Origin of the sequence: Actinomyces capricornis, from assembly GCF_019974135.1 — a bacterium.
Classification (GTDB): domain Bacteria; phylum Actinomycetota; class Actinomycetes; order Actinomycetales; family Actinomycetaceae; genus Actinomyces; species Actinomyces capricornis.
Genome location: NZ_AP025017.1, coordinates 2,992,380 through 3,015,155 on the forward strand (window position 1 = coordinate 2,992,380; position 22,776 = coordinate 3,015,155).

16 protein-coding genes are annotated in these 22,776 nt (G+C 71.9%); 5 read left to right on the plus strand and 11 right to left on the minus strand.

Features of this window, described 5'->3' with window-relative positions; translation table 11 throughout:
• Positions 1–44: 44 nt before the first annotated feature.
• Complete coding sequence (gene panB, locus MANAM107_RS12210; protein ID WP_223909135.1) at positions 45–932, minus strand: 3-methyl-2-oxobutanoate hydroxymethyltransferase; 888 nt, start codon at positions 930–932, stop codon at positions 45–47.
• A 194-nt stretch (positions 933–1,126) separates the two neighbouring features.
• On the opposite strand from panB, the gene MANAM107_RS12215 reads away from it, so the two are divergent.
• From MANAM107_RS12215 to MANAM107_RS12225, 3 genes are read left to right on the plus strand one after another with little or no spacing between them, the layout of a single operon-like run.
• Positions 1,127–2,467, plus strand: coding sequence for a glutamine synthetase family protein (locus MANAM107_RS12215; RefSeq protein WP_179900331.1), 1,341 nt, complete (start codon positions 1,127–1,129; stop codon positions 2,465–2,467).
• 36 nt (positions 2,468–2,503) lie between these two features.
• A complete protein-coding gene (locus MANAM107_RS12220; protein WP_223909141.1) occupies positions 2,504–6,232 on the plus strand; it encodes a bifunctional [glutamine synthetase] adenylyltransferase/[glutamine synthetase]-adenylyl-L-tyrosine phosphorylase in 3,729 nt (1,242 codons plus the stop codon).
• A gap of 46 nt (positions 6,233–6,278) precedes the next feature.
• A complete protein-coding gene (locus MANAM107_RS12225; protein ID WP_223909143.1) occupies positions 6,279–6,920 on the plus strand; it encodes a histidine phosphatase family protein in 642 nt (213 codons plus the stop codon).
• Positions 6,921–6,948: 28 nt separating this feature from the next.
• On the opposite strand, the gene MANAM107_RS12230 is transcribed toward MANAM107_RS12225, so the two are convergent.
• The 7 genes from MANAM107_RS12230 to lipB all read right to left on the minus strand — a co-directional run bounded on the left by MANAM107_RS12230 (position 6,949) and on the right by lipB (position 14,574).
• Entirely contained in the window at positions 6,949–7,770 is an 822-nt protein-coding gene (locus MANAM107_RS12230) for an amino acid ABC transporter ATP-binding protein (protein WP_223909145.1), read from the minus strand.
• Positions 7,767–8,774, minus strand: a complete 1,008-nt coding sequence (locus tag MANAM107_RS12235; protein ID WP_223909146.1) for an amino acid ABC transporter permease — start codon at positions 8,772–8,774, stop codon at positions 7,767–7,769. The genes MANAM107_RS12230 and MANAM107_RS12235 overlap by 4 nt, the downstream gene beginning before the upstream one ends.
• A gap of 3 nt (positions 8,775–8,777) precedes the next feature.
• On the minus strand, positions 8,778–9,698 hold the full coding sequence (locus MANAM107_RS12240) for an ABC transporter substrate-binding protein (protein WP_223909149.1): 921 nt from the start codon (positions 9,696–9,698) through the stop codon (positions 8,778–8,780).
• Between the two features lie 244 nt (positions 9,699–9,942).
• Positions 9,943–11,367, minus strand: a complete 1,425-nt coding sequence (gene glnA, locus MANAM107_RS12245; RefSeq protein WP_223909155.1) for a type I glutamate--ammonia ligase — start codon at positions 11,365–11,367, stop codon at positions 9,943–9,945.
• A 246-nt stretch (positions 11,368–11,613) separates the two neighbouring features.
• Complete coding sequence (locus tag MANAM107_RS12250; RefSeq protein WP_223909158.1) at positions 11,614–12,339, minus strand: DUF4191 domain-containing protein; 726 nt, start codon at positions 12,337–12,339, stop codon at positions 11,614–11,616.
• Between the two features lie 52 nt (positions 12,340–12,391).
• Positions 12,392–13,375 (minus strand): lipoyl synthase, encoded by a 984-nt coding sequence (locus MANAM107_RS12255; RefSeq protein WP_223913172.1) that lies wholly within the window; start codon positions 13,373–13,375, stop codon positions 12,392–12,394.
• 368 nt (positions 13,376–13,743) lie between these two features.
• Positions 13,744–14,574: a lipoyl(octanoyl) transferase LipB gene (lipB, locus tag MANAM107_RS12260; RefSeq protein ID WP_223909160.1), complete on the minus strand. Its 831-nt coding sequence runs from the start codon at positions 14,572–14,574 to the stop codon at positions 13,744–13,746.
• Positions 14,575–15,157: 583 nt separating this feature from the next.
• Here lipB and MANAM107_RS12265 point away from each other — a divergent pair.
• Complete coding sequence (locus MANAM107_RS12265; protein ID WP_223909164.1) at positions 15,158–16,717, plus strand: protein kinase domain-containing protein; 1,560 nt, start codon at positions 15,158–15,160, stop codon at positions 16,715–16,717.
• A gap of 114 nt (positions 16,718–16,831) precedes the next feature.
• Here the strand turns inward: MANAM107_RS12265 and sucB are convergent, their stop codons facing one another.
• From sucB to MANAM107_RS12280, 3 genes are all read right to left on the minus strand, one after another.
• Positions 16,832–18,577 (minus strand): 2-oxoglutarate dehydrogenase, E2 component, dihydrolipoamide succinyltransferase, encoded by a 1,746-nt coding sequence (gene sucB, locus MANAM107_RS12270; protein ID WP_223909166.1) that lies wholly within the window; start codon positions 18,575–18,577, stop codon positions 16,832–16,834.
• A gap of 27 nt (positions 18,578–18,604) precedes the next feature.
• Entirely contained in the window at positions 18,605–19,978 is a 1,374-nt protein-coding gene (gene lpdA, locus MANAM107_RS12275) for a dihydrolipoyl dehydrogenase (RefSeq protein ID WP_223909168.1), read from the minus strand.
• 217 nt (positions 19,979–20,195) lie between these two features.
• Positions 20,196–21,911 carry a leucyl aminopeptidase gene (locus MANAM107_RS12280; RefSeq protein ID WP_223909170.1) on the minus strand — a complete coding sequence of 572 codons (1,716 nt, stop codon included), beginning with the start codon at positions 21,909–21,911 and terminating at the stop codon, positions 20,196–20,198.
• Between the two features lie 120 nt (positions 21,912–22,031).
• Here MANAM107_RS12280 and MANAM107_RS12285 point away from each other — a divergent pair, with 120 nt between their 5' ends.
• A complete protein-coding gene (locus MANAM107_RS12285) occupies positions 22,032–22,604 on the plus strand; it encodes a hypothetical protein (protein ID WP_223909172.1) in 573 nt (190 codons plus the stop codon).
• Positions 22,605–22,776: the final 172 nt, after the last annotated feature.

Below are 22,776 nucleotides of genomic sequence, written 5' to 3' on the forward strand. Positions count from 1 at the left end.
AGGACAGCAGGGGTGGGGGCGCACGGCGGTGCTCTGGCCTGCGATCAGGAGTCGAACCAGTGCTCCTGGGAGGGGAAGGAGCCGGAGCGCACCTCGGCGGCGTACTGCGAGGCGGTCCGGCCCAATTCCTGGCCCAGCTCGGCGAAGCGCCTGGCGAAGCGCGGTGACCAGTCGGTCATCCCCGCCATGTCCGTCCACACCAGGACCTGGCCGTCCGTGCGGGCCCCGGCTCCGATGCCGATGGTGGGCACGCCCAGGGCCTGGGTGACGCGGGCGGCCAACGGCTCGGGAACCATCTCCAGGACCATGCTCATGACGCCGGCCTCCTCGATGGCCAGGGCGTCGGCCAGCAGCTCCTCGCCGGCAGGCCCCCGGCCCTGGACGCGGAAGCCGCCCAGGGCGTGGACCGACTGGGGGGTGAAGCCCAGGTGGCCCATCACCGGGATACCGGCCTGGGTCAAGAGGCGGATCGTCTCGCAGCGCGCCCGCCCGCCCTCGAGCTTGACGGCGCTGGCACCGGCCTTCATCAGTCGCACCGCACTGGCCAGGGCCTGCTGGGGGCCGGCCTCGTAGGAGCCGAAGGGCAGGTCGGCCACCACCAGGGCGCGCTCGGTGGCCCGGGCCACCGAGCGGGTGGCCACCACCATCTCGTCGAGCTCCACCGGCAGGGTCGAGTCGTGCCCGTGCATGACATTGCCGATGGAGTCGCCCACCAGGAGCATGTCGACACCGGAGGCATCCAGGATCCGGGCGGTCACGGCGTCGTAGGCGGTGAGCATGACCAGCCTGGTGCCCTCGGCCTTGGCGGCGCGGAGGTGGTGGACGCGCACGGGCCTGCCCCCGCCCGCCCCGGCCGGCGGCGCGGCGGGCGCAGTGGCCGGCGTGGGGGAGGGGGCGTGGTGCGGCGCGTCGGAGGGAGCGGGTGTAGCCATGCCCCGAGGCTACTCGAGCACCGGCCCATCCGAGGACGGGCTCGGCCCGGCCTCCCACGCCCCGCCGAGGGCCCTCACTCGCCGCCCTGGCTGGTCACCACCTCGCGAGGAAGGACGGCTAGGGTGGTGGGTGCACGGGGGCCCGCGCCGTCGGCCCTACCGCAGCCGTGCGCCCAACCCGCTCAGGAGGCACTGTGGACAAGCAGCAGGAGTACGTGCTCCGCGCGATCGAGGAGCGCGATATCAGCTTCGTGCGTCTGTGGTTCACCGACGTATCCGGGCAGCTGAAGTCGGTGGCCATCGCCCCGGCCGAGGTCGAGGGGGCCTTCGAGGAGGGCATCGGCTTCGACGGCTCGGCCATCGAGGGCCTGACCCGGGTCTTCGAGTCCGACATGCTCCTGGCCCCCGACCCCTCCACCTTCCAGATGCTGCCCTGGCGGGAGGGTGCCAACGGCGTGGCGCGCATGTTCTGCGACGTGCTCACCCCCGACGGCGAGCCCGCCCGCACCGATCCGCGCTCGGTGCTCGAGCGCCAGATCGCCCGGGTGGCCGAGGCCGGCTTCACCTGCTACATCCACCCCGAGATCGAGTTCTACCTGGTCAAGCGCGATGAGCAGGGCCGTATCCGCCCCACCGACTACGCCGGGTACTTCGACCACGTCCCGGGCGGGACCGCCCACGAGTTCCGACGCCGAGCCATTCTCATGCTCGAGCAGATGGGCATCTCGGTGGAGTTCTCCCACCACGAGGGCGGTCCGGGCCAAAACGAGATCGACCTGCGCTTCGCCGACGCCCTGTCCATGGCCGACAACATCATGACCTTCCGGGCGGTGGTCGAGGAGGTCGCCCTCCAGGAGGGCTGCGTTGCCACCTTCATGCCCAAGCCCTTCGCCGACGAGTTCGGCTCGGGCATGCACACCCACTTCTCCCTGTTCGAGGGCGACCGCAACGCCTTCTTCGACCCCTCGGGCCAGTACCAGCTCTCCGCCACGGGGCGCTCCTTCATCGCCGGCCTGCTCCACCACGCCTCGGAGATCACCGCGGTGACCAACCAGCACGTCAACTCCTACAAGCGACTGTGGAGCGGCAAGCGCGGCGATGAGGCGCCCAGCTACGTGTGCTGGGGGCACAACAACCGCTCGGCCCTGGTGCGCGTGCCCATGCACAAGCCGGGCAAGGCCCAGTCGGTGCGGGTGGAGTATCGCGGCATCGACTCCTCGGCCAACCCCTACCTGGCCTACGCCGTCATCATCGCCGCCGGCCTCAAGGGCATCGAGGAGGGCTACGAGCTGCCCCCCGAGGCTGAGGACGACGTGTGGGCGCTGTCCGATGTCGAGCGCAAGGCCCTGGGGATCCAGGCCCTGCCGACCTCCCTGAAGAGCGCGGTGGCCGCCACGCAGGACTCCGACCTGGTGGCCGACACCTTCGGGGAGGACAGCTTCGAGTACTTCCTGCGCAACAAGCGCCGGGAGTACCGGGCCTACGACGCCCAGGTCACCCCGTTTGAGATCGAGCAGTTCTTCCCCCGCGCCTGAGCGGGCCGCAGTGGGCCCCGGAGACGGGATGAGGCAGTGAGCGGGGCAGCGCGCGCGCAGGACGGTCCCCTGGCCTCGCGCCGGACCTCACCGCGGCGGCGCCTCATCAGGGCGGGATTCGCCGACGTCGACCGGGCGGTCGCGCTCCTGGAGGACCCCGCCCTGGCCGCCTGCCTGTCCGACGGACCCTCCCAGGCCCCATCCCATACCCCGCCCCAGGCCGCAGGGGCCGACCGGGGCGCGGACCTCAGCGGCGCCGCGCTCGCCCTGGTGGCCGAGCTGGCCCACTGCGCCGACCCCGACCTGGCCCTGCTGACCCTGGTGCGCCTGGCCCAGGCCTGCGACCCCGGGCCCCCGGCCGCGCCGACCACGGCGCCCCTGCACCGGATCCTCACCGCCGGTCACCAGGACCCGCCGGCACTCGCCGAGCACCGGCGCCGGCTGCTGCGCGTGGTGGGCTACTCCCAGTCCCTGGGGGACTTCCTGGTGGCCCACCCCGAGCGGATCAGCGCCCTGGGCCCCGAGCGCGCCTGGGAGGCCCAGGGCGCCCCCGGTGTCGAGGACTACTTGCGCGACGCCGTCGTGCGCGCCCTGGAGGCCGGCGCCCCCGGCACGCACGACCGGACGGCCAGCCGGGCGGGAGCCGGCGCCAGGGGCCCGGTCGCCAGCGGCGGCGATGACCCGGTGGCCCGGGCCACCGCCGCCCTGCGCTGCGCCTACAAGGACAGGCTCCTGGCCATCGCCGCCGACGACCTGGTGGGGCAGGCCCCCCTGGATCACGTGCCGGTGGTCGGGGAGCGCATGAGCCGCCTGGTCGACGCCGCCCTGGACGCCGCCCTGCTCATCGCCCGCGCCGCCGTCGGCCCCGCCGCCCAGGATGTGGCACTCGCCATCATCGCCATGGGCAAGACAGGCGCCCAGGAGCTGAACTACATCTCCGACGTCGACGTGGTCTACGTCGTCGGGCCCGCCCAGGGGCGCGAGGTGAGCGAGGCCCAGCTGGTGGAGACCGGCACCCAGATCGCCACCGAGCTGGCCCGCGCCACCTCGGCCACCGGCCCCGAGCCCGCCCTGTGGCCACTGGACACCGCCCTGCGCCCCGAGGGCAAGGACGGCGCCCTGGTGCGCACCCTGGACTCCCACCTGGCCTACTACCAGCGCTGGGCCGCCTCCTGGGAGTTCCAGGCCCTGCTCAAGGCGCGCGCCTGCGCGGGCGACGCCGCCCTGGGCGCCGCCTACGAGCAGGCCATCGCCCCCCTGGTGTGGCAGGCCTCCAGCCGGGAGAACTTCGTGGAGGACGCCCGGGCGATGCGCCGCCGGGTGGAGCGCGAGTCCGGCCCCCGCTCCGGCCCCGACCGGCGCATCAAGCTGGGCCCGGGAGGCCTGCGCGACGTGGAGTTCACCGTCCAGCTCCTCCAACTGGTCCACGGGCGGGCCGACCCCTCCCTGCGGGTGCGCCAGACCCTGGCCGGCCTGGAGGCCCTGTCGGCCGGCGGGTATGTCAGCCGCCAGGACGCCGCCGCCATGGCCGACTGCTACAAGGGACTGCGCCTCCTGGAGCACCGCGCCCAGCTCCACCGCCTGCGCCGCACCCACAACATGCCCGCCAAGGAGGAGGACCTGCGCCGCCTGGGCCGCAGCGTGCACCGCAGCCTGGCTGACGGGCCCTCCCTGCAGACCACCTTCCGCGAGCTGCGCCGCCGGGTGCGGGCCCTGCACGAGGACATCTACTACCGGCCCCTGCTGGGGGCCGCCGCCCGCCTGAGCGCCGACGAGATGGCCCTGAGCCCCCAGGCCGCCAGGGAGCGCCTGGAGGCGGTGGGCTATGTGGACGCCGACGGCGCCCTGCGCCACATCCAGGCCCTCACCGAGGGGGTGAGCCGGCGCGCCGCCATCCAGCGCCAGCTCCTGCCGGTCATCATCGGCTGGATCGGCCAGGGCGCCGACCCGGACGCCGGGCTGCTGTCCTTCAGGAAGGTCTCCGAGGCCATCGGCGGCTCCCACTGGTACCTGGCCATGCTGCGCGACTCCCCGGTGGCCGCCCAGCGCCTGTGCCAGGTCCTCTCCGGATCCCACTGGGCCGCCGAGAGGCTCGTGGAGTTCCCCGAGTCCATCGCCTGGCTCGACGGCGACGCCGAGCTGGCCGCCCGTCCGCCCGCCGCCCTGGCCGAGGAGATCGCCGCGGTGCTGCGGCGCCGGCCCCTGACCGGGCCCGATGAGACCGCCCTGGAGGCCCAGGCACAGGAGGCGGTTCAGGCGGTGGTGCGCGTGCGCGCCCGCGAGGAGGTGCGGGCCGCCCTGGCCGACTGCCTCGACGGCATCGACCCCCGGCGCACCGCCACCGTCCTGAGCGACGCCACCGACGCCGTCCTGTCCGGCGCCCTGAGCGTGGCCACCGCCCTGGTCATCGCCCAGCGCGACGGCCTCGCAACCCTGGCCCACGGGCCCGACCCCCAAGGCCACTGGCCCGGAGCCCAGGCCGACCACGCCGTCATCGCCATGGGGCGCCTGGGCGGCCGCGAGGTCGGCTACGCCTCGGACGCCGACGTGCTCTTCGTCCACCAGGCCCGCCCCGGAGCCGATGAGGACGGCGCCGCCAGGGAGGCCGACGCCGTGGCCAGGACCATGGTGCGCCTGCTGGCCGCCGCCCGCCCCCACGCGCTCGAGGTCGACGCCGACCTGCGCCCCGAGGGCCGCCAGGGGGCGATGAGCCGATCCCTGAGCGCCTACGCGGACTACTACGGGCGCTGGGCCCAGGTCTGGGAGCGCCAGGCACTGCTGCGGGCCCGGGCCAGCGCCGGGGACGCGCAGCTGGGGCGGGCCTTCGAAGAGCTCATCGGCCCCCTGCGCTGGGCACCGCAGGGCCTGAGCACCGAGGAGCTGCGCGAGATCCGCAGGATCAAGGCCAGGGTGGAGACCGAGCGGCTTCCCCTCGGCGTGGCCCCCGCCCGCCACCTCAAGCTCGGCCCGGGCGGGCTGAGCGACGTGGAGTGGAGCGCCCAGGTCCTCCAACTGGCCAGCGCCGGCAGGGTGCAGGACCTGCGCACCACCTCGACCCTGGAGGCACTCCAGGCCGCCGCGGCCGGCGGACTCCTGGGAGCCGACGAGGCCGGCCGCCTCGCCGCCGCATGGATCCTGGCCTCCAGGCTGCGCTCGGCCATCGTCCTGGGCACCGGGCGCACCACCGGGCCCCGCTCCCAAGTCCTTCCCGACGCCATCCGCGACATCCGCCTGGTAGGACGGCTCATCGGCCTGAAATCGGGCACGGAGCGGCAGATCGAGGACCTCTACCGGCGCAGCGCCCGCCACGCCCGGGCCGTGGCCGAGACCATCATCTTCGGCGCGCATGAGCCCGCCGGAGGCCGTCGCCGCACCGGCGGCCCCGCTGGATCTGAGGGCACCGCCGGCCCCGGCGACGTCCCGCAGCGGACTGGAAAGCGCCTGCAGCGGGCCCAACACGATCGGCCGCAGGCCCGATCGGGTGGGCCGCACCACCGCGGTGACGAGACTCCGCGACGTCAGCGGGACCGCCTGTGGGGCCCCACGCAGGCAGGAGGGCAGACCGGAGGCAGGCAGGCGCCGCCGTCGAGCCGGGCAGCAGGGCCACCGGCCAACCCGAACCGCTCCCCGGCGCCGGGCCCGCCGTCGCAGCAGGACGCACCGGGACTCGGGCCGACGAACCCGTCCTCGGACTCCCCGCAGGCCCCCCGGCGCAGGACTGCGCCGCGCCGCCGCCATCGTGAGGGTCCTTACCCCTGGAGTTGAGCGCTCGCGGGCAGGTGCGGGGCCCTGACCTGGCAGAATCGGGGGCGTGAAGCTCATCCTGGTCCGCCACGGCCGCACCATCGCCAATGTCATGAGGGCCCTGGACACGGCCTTCCCCGGAAACCCCCTCGATGAGGTGGGCCGTGCTCAGGCCGAGCAGCTGCCGGAGCGCCTGGCGCGCGGCGGGCACCTGGAGGCGATCTCCTCCCTGTGGGTCTCCCCGATCCTGCGGGCCCGCCAGACCATCGCCCCCATCGAGGCCGCCACCGGCCTGAGCGCGCGCATCGAGTCGGGCCTGCGCGAGGTGCTGGCCGGGGACCTGGAGATGAGCACGGCGGCGGGATCCATGCGCTGCTATGTGGACACCACCCGCTCCTGGATGGTCGGGCGCCTGGCCGCCCGCATCCCCGGCTCGCTGGAGGATGGCGAGAGCACCTTCGCGCGCTTCAACGAGGTCGTCACGCGCATCGGCCAGGAGACCCCCGAGGGCGGCACGGCCCTCCTGGTGGCCCACGGAACCGTGCTGCGCCTGTGGACCGCCCTGGCCGCCGCCACGGCCGCCGGGGCCGACCCCGCCTGGATCGCCGACCACCCCATGGGCAATACCGGCATCACGCTCATCGAGGGCGATCCCCAGGACGGCTGGCGCCTCGTGGACTGGAACGAGGGCGCCTGGCGCGCATCCTGAGGGCCTCATCGGGGCCCCGACCCTCGATCTACAGCACGGAGGACAGGAAGGCCCTGGTGCGCTCGGCCTGGGGGTTGTCCAGGACCTGGGAGGGCAGACCGGATTCGCAGATGGCGCCGCCGTCCATGAAGATGAGCTGGTCGCCGACCTCCCGGGCGAAGCCCATCTCATGGGTGACCACGACCATGGTCATGCCCGAGGCCGCCAGGTCCTTCATCACCTGGAGCACCTCGCCCACCAGCTCGGGGTCCAGGGCCGAGGTCGGCTCATCGAAGAGCATGAGCTCGGGATCCATGGCCAGCGCCCGGGCGATGGCCACGCGCTGCTGCTGGCCGCCGGAGAGCTGGGAGGGGTAGTGGTCCACCCGGTCCGCCAGGCCCACCCGGTCCAGCAGCCGCAGGGCCCGCTCGCGAGCCTCCGCCTTGGACATCCTCTTGACCTGGACGGGCGCCTCCATGACATTGGCCAGGGCCGTCATGTGGGGGAAGAGGTTGAAGCGCTGGAAGACCATGCCGATCTTGGCGCGCTGGGCGGCGCTGGCCTTGTCGGACAGGGCGTGCAGGCGGGTGCGGCCGTTCTTGACCACCTCGCGCATGCCGATGAGCTCGCCGTCGACCCGCACGCGCCCGGCGTCGATGGTCTCCAGCTCGTTGATGCACCGCAGCAGGGTGGACTTGCCCGAGCCCGAGGGGCCCACGAGCACGGTCACCGAGCCGGGCTCCACGGTCATATCCACCCCCCGCAGGACGTGCACCTCACCGAAGAACTTGTGCAGGCCGGTGATCTCCACCTTGGGAACCCCCGACGGCGCGGCGGCGGGCTGGTCTGCGGAGCGGCTGATCGGGCTCATGGCGTGTACTCCAGGAAGGGGTCGTCCTTGGTGGTGTGGGCGTCCAGGATCGCCTGCTGGCGGGTGGACAGCGAGCGCTTCGTGCCGCGGCCCGAGTGGCCCTGGGAGTCGAAGCCCCGGCCGTAGTAGCGCTCGATGTAGTGCTGGCACACCATGAGGATGGAGGTGATGATGATGTACCAGATCGCCGCCACCAGGAGCAGCGGAATGGTCTGGTAGGTCCACGAGGCGTAGGAGTTGGTCACGAAGGTCAGATCCAGGGTGAAGGGCACGGCCAGCACCAGGGAGGTGGTCTTGAGCATGGAGATCGTCTCATTGCCCGTGGGCGGCACGATGACGCGCATTGCCTGGGGGATGATGATGCGCCGCAGGATCTGCCCCTTGCCCATGCCCAGGGCGCGGGCCGCCTCGGACTGGCCCTTGTCCACCGAGTTCAGGCCCGAGCGGACGATCTCGGAGAGGTAGGCGCCCTCATTGATGCCCAGCCCCAGGACCGCGGCCACGAAGGGCGTGAAGACCGTCGTGGTCTTGAAGGTCAGCAGCTCGGGGCCGAAGGGCACCCCCAGGCTCAGGTGCTGGTAGAGGGCGGACAGGGCGCCCCAGAACACCAGCTGGGTGTAGATCGGGGTGCCGCGGAAGAACCACAGGTAGACCAGGGACATCACCCGCAGCACGGGATTGGAGGACTGGCGCATGATCGCCGTCGTCACTGCCAGGACGATCCCGATACCCATGGCCATGAAGGTCAGCAGCAGGGTCCAGCCCACCGCGGCGATGACCCGGACCTCCCGGAGGAAGAACCAGACCGTGTCCCAGTGGAACTTGTCATTGGTGATGAGGGAGTTCAGGAGCATCGCGCCCAGGACGGCCACGATGGCGGCGCTGATCCACGTGCCCGGGCGGGGCACGGGCTTGGGGTTGTTGAGCTCGATGGCGCTCCTGGAGTCCTCGGGTGGGGCCGTGGGGGCGGGGCTCGCGCCGGAGATGCCCGATGCCGTGCTCATGCCTCAGTCCTCCACTGCCGGGTTGAGCTCGCTGGTGGTCAGCGCGGCGTCCTCCACGCCCCAGGCCTGGAGGATCTCCTGCCAGATGCCCTGGTCCATGAGGTACTGGACGGCCGCCTGGATCGCCGCGGTCAGCTCCTGATCCTCCTTGGCGGTGACGATGCCCTGCGGCAGGGCGTCCTCGACCTCCCCGATGGTCTCCACCGCACCATCGCTGCGCTCGACGGCGTAGCCGGCCACCGTGGAGTCGGAGTAGGTGGCGTCGATGGTGCCTCCGGCCAGTGCGCTGGTGGCGGCGTCCTGGTCGTCGTAGGAGCGCACCTCCATCGTGGGCCTGCCCGCCGGGGCGCACTCCTGGGCGGAGGCCTGCATGGTCTCCTCCTGGGCGGTGCCCACCTGGACGCCGACGGTGCGCCCGCACAGGTCCAGGTGGCTGGAGGCCGTGATGCCCTCGGGGTTGCCCGCGGAGACGTTGAAGCGGGAGCCGACGTTGACGTAGGAGATCATGTTGACCTCGGCGGTCCGCTCAGCGGTGATGGTGAAGGAGGAGATACCGGCGTCGTAGTTCGAGCCGATGGCTGCGATGATGGAGTCGAACTCCGCGGTGTGGGTGCGCGACTCCACTCCCAGGACGGCGGCAATGGCCTTGGTGAGGTCGACGTCGTAGCCGATGGGCTGTCCCTCGGTGTTGAGGAACTCCGCTGGGGCGTAGTTGGTGGCGGCCCCCACGTCGAGCACGCCGTCCTCCAGTGCCTCTGCGGGCAGGAGGGCGGCGATCTCGGGCTGGACCTCGATGCCGGAGACGTCGTAGCCCTGGAAGGCGCTCTGCTCGCCGGCGCGCCAGTCGGCGGCATGCGTGCAGCCGTTGAGTGCCAGGCAGGCCACTGCTGCCACGCCCAGTGCGGTGATGCGGTGGATCCTCATGCGGGACTCCTCGGTGGGAAACAGCAATGCGGGCAAATATCCATGGTCCGACATAGATATGCAACCCCTGTGAAATGCCCCACTACCGTGTGCTTCGGTAGTGGCGCAGGGGAGCGCCTCTTCTCCCGGCCTGTGGTGGGCTGGGCGGCTGAGGGTGCTGGGAGAGCAGCGCGGACCCCGGCACCTCATGGGAGGTCCGGGGCCCGCAGTCACGCGACGGCGCTACTGGTTCACAGCCAGTGGCTCACAGGTCGTAGTAGAGCTCGAACTCGTAGGGGTGGGGGCGCAGGCGCAGTGGCTCGATCTCATGGGCCCGCTTGTAGTCGATCCAGGTCTCGATGAGGTCGGGGGTGAAGACATCGCCCTCGGTGAGGAAGTCGTGGTCGGCCTCCAGGGCGTCCAGGGCCTGGTCCAGGGAGTAGGGGAGCTTGTCGATGTCGTGGTACTCCTCGGGGGCCAACTCGTAGAGGTCCTTGTCAATGGGCTCACGCGGCTCGATGCGGCCCCGGATGCCGTCGATGCCGGCCATGAGGACGGCGGCGAAGCACAGATAGGGGTTGGAGGAGGGGTCCGGGACGCGGTACTCCACGCGCTTGGCCTTGGGGGAGGAGCCGGTGACCGGGATGCGGATGCAGGCCGAGCGGTTGCGGGCGGAGTAGACCAGGTTGACCGGGGCCTCGAAGCCGGGGACCAGCCGGTGGAAGGAGTTGACCGAGGGGTTGGTGAAGGCCAGCAGCGCCGGGGCGTGGGCCAGGATGCCGCCGATGTACCAGCGCGCCAGGTCCGAGAGCTGGCCGTAGCCGCGCTCGTCGAAGAACAGGGGCTTGCCGTCCTTCCACAGCGAGTGATGGCAGTGCATCCCCGAGCCGTTGTCGCCGAAGATCGGCTTGGGCATGAAGGTGGCGGTCTTATCGTTGTGCCAGGCCACGTTCTTGATGAGGTACTTGAACTTCATCATGTCATCACCCGCGGCCAGCAGGGTGTTGAAGCGGTAGTTGATCTCCTGCTGACCGGCAGTGCCGACCTCGTGGTGGGCGCGCTCGATCTCCAGGCCCGACTCCATGCACACGCGCACCATCTCATCGCGCAGGTCGGCCATCTGGTCACTGGGCGCGACGGGGAAGTACCCGCCCTTGAAACGGGTCTTGTAGCCCTTGTTCCCGCCCTCCTCGGAGCGCCCGGTGTTCCAGGCGGCCTCAGCGGAGTCGATGGCGTAGCGCGAGACGGCCGGGGTGGACTCGAACTCCACGGAGTCGAAGAGGTAGAACTCGGCCTCGGCACCGATGTAGCAGGTGTCGGCGATGCCCGTGGAGCGCAGGTAGTCCTCGGCCTTGGCCGCGATGGAGCGCGGGTCCCTGGAGTAGACCTCATCAGTGAAGGGGTCCACGATGGAGAAGTTGATGACCAGCGTCTTCTCGCTGCGGAAGGGGTCGAGGAAGGCGGTGGTGACATCGGGGATGAGCTTCATGTCGGACTCGTGGATCGCCTGGAAGCCCCGGATGGACGAGCCGTCGAACATCAGCCCCTCGGTCAGGGCCCCGTCCTTGAAAGCGGCGACGGGGATGGTGAAGTGCTGCATGATGCCAGGAAGGTCGCAGAAGCGGACGTCGATGAGGGTGACATCCTCCTTCTCAATAAAATCCAGGGCCTCGGCTGCGTCCTTGAACATGGTTCCTCCAGGAGGGGGCTCCGCACGACTGCGGCTGACGTGAAAAAGGGTAGGAGCGGGCGGTGACACGCGAGTGGCCAGTATGTTGCCCTGGTGTTTCGCCTGAGTGCGGGGCTCGCGTGCTCTGTGCCACTGCATGAGCCCGGTGCCGGCTCCGGCCCGGCCCTCACACACGATGACGCCGACGGCGGCCCGCGGCGGCGGGTGACGACGGCGTCATTGTGTGACAGCGGGTACCGGCGGGGGTCAGCGGCCCCGCATGGCGCGCCGGTCGATGCGGACCTTGGTGGGGTCGATGCCCTTGTTTGCCTGGGGGATGCTCCGGTTGGCCAGCGTGCTCAGTCGCTTGGCGACCTGGGAGATCTCGGCGTCGGTCAGGCGCAGGGGCTTGGTGGGCAGCTTGCGCAGGGTGGAGCGCAGGTCCTTCAGGCGCACCTGGTCCTTGCCCGTGCCCACGTAGATGGTGTGGATCGGCACGGTGGACAGGATGCGGTGGACGGCGCGGTGCTGCTCCTTGGCCAGCTTCTGGACCCGCTGGAGGGGGCCCTCGGCCACCAGGACGACGCCGGGGCGTCCCACCAGGCGCCAGACGACGTCCTGGGTCTTGGGGTTGATGCCCACCGGGTCGGACTCCACGTACCAGCCGCGGCCCACCTCGTCCAGGACGGCCTTGGCCGCGCCGGGGTGCCCCTCGAGCTGGCTGTAGGCGGCCGGGCGCACCGTGAGGGACAAGATGGTCATGACCACCAGCAGGGCCACGAGAAGGCCCAGGCTGAGGCAGTACCACAGGGCCAGCCCGGTCGCGTAGGACAGCCCGACGGCCAGCGCCAGAACCGCCAGGGCGCCACCGAGCATCGCCCAGCCCACCCACGGGTAGGTGCGCCGGGAGATCGTGTAGGAGTCCTTGACGTTCTGGACGTACTGCGCCAGGCGGCGCCTCTTGGCGGGCTTGGGGTCCTGGGTGGTGCTCACAGGTCTCACAATAGACGACTCGGGGGCGGGCGCGGGCGGGCGCCCCTCGGGCTCAGGACGCGGCGAGGTGGGCCACGAGGGCGGAGGCCTCCTGGCGGGCGGTGCTGGGCTTGGCCAGCTCGGCCAGGTGCTCGGGAACGGGCCAGCCCCGCGTGGTCATGGCCCGGCCCCACAGCATGCCCGCCCGGTAGGAGGAGCGGACCATGGGGCCGCTCATGACGGCGGCGAAGCCCATGTCCTCGGCCAGCTCGCTGAGCTCGACGAACTCCTGGGGCTTGACCCACCGGTCGATGGGGTGGTGGAGCTTGGAGGGGCGCATGTACTGGGTGATGGTCAGGATGTCGCACCTGGCGGCCACCAGGGCGGCCATCGCCTCCTCGATCTCGGCGCGGGTCTCGCCCATGCCCAGGATGAGGTTGGACTTGGTTACCAGGCCCGCCTCTGAGGCCGCGGTGATGACCTCCAGGCTGCCCTCGTAGGAGAAGGCCGGGCGGATGCGCTTGAAGATGCGCGGCACGGTCTCCAGATTGTGCCCCAGGACCTCGGGGCGGGAGGAGAAGACCTCGCCCAGCGCCTCGGGGTCCACCTTGAAGTCGGGGATGAGCAGCTCCACGCCGGTGCCGGGGGAGACCTGGTGGATCTGGCGGGCGGTCTCGGCGTAGAGCCAGGCCCCGCCGTCGGGCAGATCATCGCGTGAGACGCCGGTGACGGTGGCGTAGCGCAGGTCCATCTCCTTGATCGAGGCGGCGACGCGGCGGGGCTCATCGACGTCGTACTCGGTGGGCCGGCCGGTGGCGATGTCGCAGAAGTCGCAGCGGCGGGTGCACAGCTCCCCGCCGATGAGGAAGGTGGCCTCCCGGTCGTTCCAGCACTCGTAGATATTGGGGCAGTTGGCCTCGGCGCACACCGTGTGCAGCTTCTTCTCGCGCACCAGTCCCCGGACCTCCTGGTAGGTCTCGGAGACCACCGCCTTGGTCCGCAGCCAGTCGGGCTTGGACTCGATGGGGGTCTGGGCGTTGCGGGCCTCGACGCGCAGGAGCCGCCGGCCCTCGGGGGCGACCTTCGCCGAGGTGCTGGAGGCCGGACTGGAGGCCTGACTGGGGGTCCTGCCGGAGGATGCGTGGGAGGATCCGCACCCGCATCCGGAGCCGCAGCCGTGGGATGCGGGCGCCGCCGGCTCAGCGGCCGAGGTGGGGTCGGCGCTGCGGGGCGGTGCGCCCGCATCGGTGCTGCTCGCCGGGTGCGGCGCGCTGGCGGGTGTGGCTGTGATGGGCGTGGTAGCCACGGGGGCATCCTCCTCGGATCGGTCCGCCCTGACCTGCTGCCTTGTGGGGCCCCAGGGCGCGGGCACCAGTGTAGACCGCAACCCGGGCGGACTAGGACTTCAGGCCTATGGCGTCGGGCTCAGGATCTGTCTGCGCCATCAGTGGGGGCCATCAGCGGGGCCAGATGGGTGCTCAGTGCCCGGGCCAGGGCGTCGGCCGGATCGGCGGTGGCCAGCGTGCGCCCCAGCTCCCGGCTCAAGGAGGTCACCCCGGCGTCCTCAATGCCGCAGGGGATGATGCGCTCCAGGGAGAAGGCCTCCAGGTCGGGATCGACATTCAGGCCGATGCCGTGCATGGTCACGCCCCGCGAGACCCTCACGCCCAGGGCGCAGACCTTGCGCTCGCGCCGGGGAGCCGCAGTCCCCCCGGCGCGGTCCCGGTGAGCAGTGGTCTGGCCAGCATTGCCCTGGCTGGCACTGCCCTGGCTCCCGCTGTTCCGGTTGATGGCGCCCTGGCCGGCCCCGGCCTCGCCGACCGCAGGATCTCGGGCCGGCGGCTGCCCGGGCACCCAGACCCCGGAGCGGCCCTCCACCCGCATGGTCGCCAGGCCGTAGGAGCCGCACAGCTCCATCACCGCGGCCTCCAGGGCGCGCACGTAGGCGATGACATCCAGGGGCGCGGCCAGGCGCACGATGGGGTAGACGGTCAACTGCCCGGGGCCGTGCCAGGTGGTCTTGCCGCCGCGGTCCACGGTGATGACAGGGACCGATCCCGGCTCGACGACGTCTCCCGCGGGCCGCTCCCAGGAGTGGGCGCGCCGCCCCACCGTGTAGACCGGCTCATGCTCCAGGAGGAGCAGGGTGCTGGGCGCCTCTCCTGCGGCGACCTGCGCGTGGATGCGGCGCTGGAGGTCCCAGCCCTCCTGGTAGGGGATGAGCCTGGAGCCCAGATCGATATTCTCACGGCGCACCGATCCAGCCTAGTCGTCCTTCCTCGGAGGTGGTGGGCCGGGGCTGATGGTAGGCCGCGATGCGATTGGACGTCACTTGGCGGCAGAGGCGTCGCTTCGCGGAATGGACGACACCTACAAGGTACGTCCATTCCGCGAAGTATCGCGCTTTCCGCGAAGCGACGCCCAACGTGAGTCCCGCGACTCTCTGCGGCACCGCGCCTGCGGTGATCCGCGCTCATCCCAGGGCTGGAGCCTTGATCACCGGCATTGCGGGCGCAGCCGTGCCGGATTCCTGTGGAGAACCGGCGAGGGCGGCGGATTGTCCACAGGGGCTCGCGTTGGCCTGGAAGGCGCACCTGTGTACGCGCACCATGCCGTTATGAGCCAGCCACTCTCACCCGCCGAGGCCCCCGACCCGTCGCATTCCCTCGAGGAGCCGGATGCCCTCGATGAGCCGCAGTGCCCAGCTCGGCCGCCTGAGGCCGATACCACGGGGGAGCCCAGTCGGGCGCGCCCACGTCCGGCCCGCCCTCGTCCTTCCCGACGACGCCCACCGCGCCCGTCACGCTGGCGCCGGGGCCGCCAGGATGATGCGGAGGGGGTGGAGGGCCTGCCGCCTGAGCTCCACCGTGCCCTGGCCGAGGCGGGCCTGACCCTCGGGGCGCCCCTGGGGCGCAGCCTGAGCCTGACCGCGCCGCGCCGGGCCCTGGACGCGGCGGGCGAGCACGTCGTCGTACGGCTGATCGACGTGCCCGAGGGCAGCGCTGGCGCCGGGGTGCTGCGGCGCCTGGCCGACCTGCGCGGCCTGTGCCACCCCGGTCTGGTCCCCATCCGCGAGGTCATCAGCCTGCCCGGCAATCGCGCGGCCGTCGTCATGGACCTCATTGATGGCGCCAGCCTCGATGTCGTCCTGGGCGCCCGGGGCCGGCTGACCATCGGGCAGATGGCCCGGCTCCTGGATGCCCTGGGCTCGGCCCTGGCCCATATGCATGAGCACGGGTGCGCCCACGGGGACATCTCCGCGGGTAACGTCGTCATCCGGCTCGACGGCGAGCCGGTGCTCGTGGACCTGCTGGGCTCCTTCATGGAATCGGGCACGCAGGGCTGCGCGGCCCCCGAGCGACTGGCGGGCGGCCCGGCCACCGCGGCCTCGGATGTCTACGCCCTGGCGGCCCTCGTGCGCGAGTGCGCCGGCACCGGGGGCACTGGTGCGCGTCGGGCCACGCGGATCCTGGCAGACGCCCTGGTCCTGGATCCCCAGGAGCGGCCCAGCGCGCGAGACCTGGCGGCCAGGGCGCCCGAGATGGGCTCCCAAGCGCCCATCGAGCTGCCCGACGGCGCCCGCCTGGCCGCGGGCTCCCTGCGTGCCGCCGCCCGCACCCCCACGCGCACGATCGGCTCCAGGCTGCAGCGCTCACGCAGGCGCGCTCCCGTCGTCGCCCTGACCTACGGCCAGGCCAGACCCCAGCGCGGATGGGCCGCAGGTCGGCGCCGCCTGGCCGGCGCTGCCGCCGTCATCGTGCTGGCCACCTCCGGCTGGGCGCTGACCCACCCCGCCGCGGCCGCCACTGCCCTGCGATCCTGGCCGTTGAGCGCCGTCGTCCCCTCCGCTGCCGAGTCGCAGGGCGGGGGCGCCACGGCACCCGCCTCCGCGACGCCCCCGCCCGCCGCGGAGGAGGGAGGCGGCCTCTCGCAGCAGGCAACTACTCAGGCCGATGCCCGCACTGGTGCCCAGACAACCGCCCAGGCCGGTGCGGTGACGGGTGATGATGGGGATATGACGGCGGTGGTGCTGGCGTTGGCCTCGGCTCGCGATGAGGCGCTCATGGCCGGTGACGCCGCGGGGCTGGCGGCCACGACCGTGCCCGGCTCGCCTGCCGCCCTGGCTGACGCGGGGGTGCTGGAGTCGCTGCTGGCCTCGGGGGAGAGCATCAAGGGCCTGCAGACCTCGGTCAGCCAGGTCCAGGAGGTGGTGGTGCCTGCCGAGGTGGCCGCTGCCTGGCCGGGTGCGCGGGCGGTGCTGGTCACCCAGTCCCAGGGCCCCTACACCCGCAGGGGCGAGGACGGTGCCCGCACGGTCCCGGCCCTGGCTTCCCGCCAGGTGGTGCTCGTCCTGGTGCCCGGCCCCTGGAGGGTGCTGGAGGTGGAAGAGGCCCAATGATCCACGCGGTCGGTCAAGGGTCGCTGTCATCGGGCAGGCAGACTGTGGCCCCGCACCTGTGCAGGTGCGGGGCCACGAGTCCTCAGGAGCGCCTGAGCGCCCGATGTGCCCGGGTCACAGTCCCAGGTCGCCGGCGAAGTCGCCGTCCTCCAGACGCTTCTTGACCGTCATGAGGTAGCGGGCGGCGTCGGCGCCGTCGACCAGTCGGTGGTCGTAGGACAGCGCCAGGTAGCACACCGAGCGGATGGCGATGACCTCTCCGCCGTCGGCGTCCTTGATGATGCGCGGCTGCTTGGTGATCGCCCCCAGTCCGAGGATCGCGACCTCGGGCTGGTTGATGATCGGGGTATCGAACAGGGCGCCGCCCGAGCCGGTGTTGGTGATCGTGAAGGTCGAGCCGGAGAGCTCATCGGGGTTGACCTTGTTGTCCCGGGTGCGGGCAGCCAGGTCGTTGATGCGCTTGGCCAGGCCGGGGATGTTGAGGTCCCCGGCGTTCTTGACCACGGGCACCAGCAGGCCGCGCGGGGTGTCCACCGCGATGCCCACGTGCTCGACGTCGTGGTAGGTCACCTGCTTGCCGTCGATCGAGGCGTTGATCTTCGGGTGGGCCTTGAGCGCCTCGGTGGCCGCGGCCACGAAGAAGGGCAGGAAGGTGAGCTTGGTGCCGTTGCGGGCCAGGAAGTCGTTCTTGGCCCGGGCGCGCAGTGCCGCCACGCGGGTCACGTCCACCTCCACGACCGTGGTCAACTGGGCGGAGGTCTGCAGGGAGTCCACCATACGCTCGGAGATGACCTGGCGCAGCCGGCTCATCTTCTCGGTCTTACCGCGCAGCACGGTGTCCACCGCGGGCTTGGCCGAGGCCGGGGCGCTCGTGGGGGCCGCGGCGCCCTGCGACGCCGGTGCGGCGGCAGTGGCCTGAGCCGCCTGCTCCGCCTCGCGGGCCTCCTGGGCCGCCTTGGCGGCGGCCTCGACATCCTGCTTGCGGATGCGCCCGCCCACGCCCGTGCCCGTGATGGTGGACAGGTCCACGCCCTTGTCCCGGGCCAGCTTGCGCACGATCGGTGTCACATAGGCCGTCTGCGCGGCAGCGGAGGGGGCCGGGGCGGGTGCGGCGGGTGCCGCAGCGGCTTCAACGGGAGCTGCGGGCGCTGGGGCGGCCGTCTCGGGGGCGGCGGGGGCCTGGGGCTCGGGTGCTGCCTCGGGGGCGGGCTGGGCCGGCTCGGGGGAGGTGGAGGCCTCGGAGGGGTCGCCGATGATGGCCAGGACGGTGCCGACCTCGACGGTCTCGTCCTCGGCGACGCGGATCTCCAGGACCACGCCGGCGGCGGGGGAGGGGACCTCGGTGTCGACCTTGTCGGTGGCCACCTCCAGGAGGGGCTCGTCGACCTCGACGGTGTCTCCCACGGCCTTGAGCCAGGACGAGACAGTCCCCTCGGTCACCGACTCACCCAGGGCGGGCATGGGCACCTCCACCCCCTGCGCGCCTGCCGACGACGGCGCCGTGGCGGCTTCAGCAGGGGCTGCGGGCGCTGGGGCGGCCGTCTCGGGGGCGGCGGGGGTCTCGGGCTCGGGTGCCGCCTGGGGGGCGGGCTGGGCCGGCTCGGGGGAGGCGGTGGCCTCGGAGGGCTGGCCGATGATGGCCAGGACGGTGCCGACCTCGACGGTCTCGTCCTCGGCGACGCGGATCTCCAGGACCACGCCGGCGGCGGGGGAGGGGACCTCGGTGTCGACCTTGTCGGTGGCCACCTCCAGGAGGGGCTCGTCGACCTCGACGGTGTCTCCCACGGCCTTGAGCCAGGACGAGACAGTCCCCTCGGTCACCGACTCACCCAGGGCGGGCATCTTCACGGACTCGGACATTGCTGTCCTCCTTTTCTCTACCTGGACTCAGCCGTGGTTGTGCAGCGGCTTGCCGGCGAGTGCCATGGCAGCCTCGCCGAGGGTCTCGTTCTGGGTGGGGTGGGCGTGGATGAGTGAGGCGACGTCCTGGGCATCGGCCTCCCAGGAGACCATGAGCTGTCCCTCACCGACCTGCTCGCCCATCCGGGTGCCGATGGCGTGGAAGCCCAGGATCGGGCCGTCCTTGAGGGACACGAGCTTGACGAATCCCTGGGTGCCCAGGATCTGGCTCTTGGCGTTGCCGGCGACGTTGAACTCCGCGGTAGTCACCGAGTCCCTGCCGTGGATCTCCACCGCCTTGGCCTCCGACAGGCCCACCGAGGCGATCTCGGGCTCGCAGAAGGTCACCTTGGGGACGAGGTTGTCGTCGACCGGCTGGGGGTCCAGGCCGGCGATCCGCTCGGCCACGGCGATGCCCTGGGCGAAGCCGCGGTGGGCGAGCTGGACACCGGGGACGATATCGCCCACGGCCCACACGCCCTCAACATTGGTGCGGCAGTGCTCGTCGGTCAGGACGAAGCCGCGGTCCATGGCGATCCCGGCCTCCTCATAGCCCAGGTCCTTGGTGGCCGGGCCGCGGCCCACCGCGATGAGCAGGACCTCGGCGTCGTAGGTCTTACCGTCGGCGGTGCGCACGGTCACGCCGCCCTCATGGCGCTCCACGGACTCGAACATCGTGTTGGTGTGGAAGGCGATCTTGCGCTTGCGGAAGGCGCGCTCGAGCTGCTTGGAGATGGCCTCGTCCTCATTGGGGACCAAGTGGGGCAGGCCCTCGATGATGGTGACTTGACTGCCCAGGGAGGCCCAGGCGGAGGCGAACTCCACGCCGATAACCCCACCGCCCAGGATGATGGCCGAGGCGGGCACGTGGTCCAGCTCCAGGGCCTCCTCGGAGGTCATGACGCCACCGGAGATCTCCTGGCCGATGGTCTTGGCGTAGGAGCCCGAGGCCAGGATGACGTTCTTGCCGCTCAGGCGCCGGCCGTCGACCTCGACGGTGCGAGGGTCCACCAGGCGGCCCCAGCCGTGGACGACCTCGATGCCGCGTGAGGACACCAGGCCCTCCAGGCCCTTGTACATCCGGGAGACGATCCCGTTCTTGTACTTCTGGACCCCGGCCATGTCCACGCCCTCGAAGGCGGCCTGGATGCCCAGGGCCCCGGCCTCGCGCACCGCTTCGGCCGTCTCAGCGGCGTGGAGCACGGCCTTGGTGGGCACGCACCCGCGGTGCAGGCAGGTGCCGCCGACCTTGTCGGCCTCCACCAGCGCCACCTTGAGTCCCAACTGGGCGCCGCGCAGGGCGGCGGCGTAGCCGCCCGAGCCCGCGCCCAGAATGACCATGTCGTAGACGGTCTCTGTCACGAATTCACTCCTTGTGTTTCGGTCCGGCCGCTCCTATGGGGCGCCTCTGCACGTGGGTCATTGTGTCACCCGAGGCCGGGATGCACCGAACGGACACCGGTCACGATCGGGACCAGAGTCCCTCAAGCGGCATGAGAACGGTCACTGAATGGTCACCGAGCCGGCGGTGGACCGGGCCGACGGCGAGGTGCTGGGGCAACGTCGTCGGCCCGGCACCTCAGTGGGTCAGGGCGCGTGAGCGAAGCAGTTCCAGGAGGGTGGCCACGCCCATGCCGGTGCCGCCGCTGGGGGTCAGGCCCCAGGCGGACTTGTCGTTGAAGGCGGGGCCCGCCACATCCAGGTGCGCCCAGGGCGTATCCCCGACGAACTCGCGCAGGAACAGGCCTGCGGTGAGCATCCCCCCGGCTCGGGAGGAGGTGTTGGCATTGATGAGGTCTGCCACGGTGGACTTCAGGGCGGGGCGCAGGCCCGAGGGCAGGGGCATGGGCCAGAAGGCCTCGCCTGCGCGCTGCGCGGCGGCCACGACCTCCTCGCGCAGGGTGGGGGTGCCCATGACTCCGGCCACGTGGTCGCCCAGGGCCACGATCTGGGCTCCGGTGAGGGTGGCCACATCCAGGACGGCGTCGGGCTGCTCGGTCACCGCCCGGGCGAGGGCGTCGGCCATGACGAGGCGGCCCTCGGCATCGGTGTTGGTCACCTCGACGGTCTTCCCGGAGAGCATGGTGATGATGTCGCTGGGGCGCTGCGCGCCGGGGCCGGGCATGTTCTCCGCCAGGGCCAGCCAGCCGGTGACCCGCACGGGCAGCTCGAGGCGGGCGGCGGCCAGGACGGCCCCCAGGACGGCGGCGGCGCCGGCCATGTCCGACTTCATCTCGGGCATGGAGGCGGGCGGCTTGAGGGACAGGCCGCCGGAGTCGAAGGTGATGCCCTTGCCGATGAGTGCCACATGGCCCTCGGCCTGCGGCGGGGCCCACTCCAGGCGGACCAGGCGCGGGGGCTGGTCCGAGCCCTGCCCGACGGCGAGGATGCCGCCGAAGCCCTCCTGGGCCAGGGCGTGCTCGTCCCACACCTCGGCGGTCACTGAGGCCTCCTCGGCGACCTGGACGGCGCGCTGGGCGAAGGCCTGCGGAGTGAGCCGGTTGGGCGGCTCGTTGACCAGGTCCCGGGCCAGGGTGGTGGCCTCGGCCAGGGCGAGGGCGAAGGACAGCGCCTCCTCGGCCTCCGGCCCGCTGGCCAGGGGGGAGAGGACGGTCACGCGCTCCACGGGCGCCTTGGGCGCGCCTGCGCCGCCGGCTGTCGCCGCCCCGGGGGCGCTGGTGCTGGTCGCTGCAGCCGGGTCCTGGGTGTCCTGCGAGTCCGATGAGGCCGCTGAGCCGGTGGAGCCCGTGCTGCTCCCGGTGCCTTCCCTCCCCGACCAGCGGTAGGCCCCCAGGGCGGCGCCCTGGATGACACTGGCGAGCTCGGTGTCGTTGAGGGTCGGTAGCGCCATGACCGCCCAGCTGCACCCGGCCAGGGCCCGGGAGGCGCGTCCCGCCGCCCGCCGCAGCAGGCCGGCGCGGTCGGCTCCCAGGGCCGCCTCGTCGTCGACGGTGCCCGCCAGGGCGGGGTCGGAGTTGGCCCAGGCCGCCCCCAGGCCGACCACGAGCAGGATCTCGGGCCCCTCATAGTCCTCGTCGGTGACGACCGAGGCGGGCAGGTGCTGGACGGCGTCCTGCCCCCCGGTGAACCCGAGGCGCGGCAGGAGCCCGGCGAGGGCGTCGGTGTCGACGCCGGTGCCCACGGCGCCGTCGATGAGCAGGATCGGGCGGGTGTCGTCGTCCTGGCTCGGGGCGGCGGCCAGGACCAGTATCTCGGGGCTGGGCTTGAGCGGCTCCTGGGCCGAATCACTCCTGCTGGCGGTGGGAAGGACGCTGGACAGCTCGAAAGTGCTCACGGCGTGAATGGTAACGTCGTCGCCGTCGGCAGTAGGGGAGCGGTCCCTGCGTGCCGGGTCGTCCCGGTTCCCCCAGCGGGGGAGAAGATCTCACTGAAACCTTGAAAGGTATGCGCACCCATGGATGAGCGCCCCCAGGTTCGCACGGTTGATGACACCCGTCGGCCCGCCTACGGCCTGGGGCGCATCCTCGTCGCCGTCTTCGCCGTCGTCGGCCTGGTCATCCTCGTGCCCGCGGTCTTGATGCTGGTGCGTGAGCCCCATGCGGCGCCGGTGATGGAGTCCTTCAACGTCATCGGCGGGATGCTCTACATCCTGCTGGCGGTCTGCGTGGCCCACAACGGGCGGCGCATGCGCAATATCGGCTGGATGAGCCTGGCTGCGCTGGCGACCATGGCTGTGCTGATCGGCGCCCTGACCCTGTCCGCTCCGATGCCGGGCCTGGAGTACTCGGTGTGGGCTGAGGGCGGGGTGCGGCTGTGGTACTTGCCGGCGGTGCTGCCGGTGGTGGCTGCGGTGTGGATGTGGCTGTCCGACCCGAGGCGCATCGTCATCAACGCCGAGCGGATCACGGAGCTCTCCGACTCCCTGGCCGGCTCTCTGGAGCGCACCCGCGCCAGTCTTCCTGGGGGGCAGGCGGCGGATAAGGGTGATGAGGCGCCGTCACCCGGGCAGGACGGCGCAGCGTGCTGAGGGCCTGACGGGGCTGGTGGCGGCGTGAGAACTGTGGCGGTCTCCGAACTCGGTGGTGGAGGCGTCCTCTGCGACCCCGTGTGAGCCGTGCCGGTGAGCCCGTGCCTGGAGGACGCGCACTCCGCTCAGAGCCGTGGAGGTCTTCCGAGCCGTTCCGCCGTAGACAGAGGGC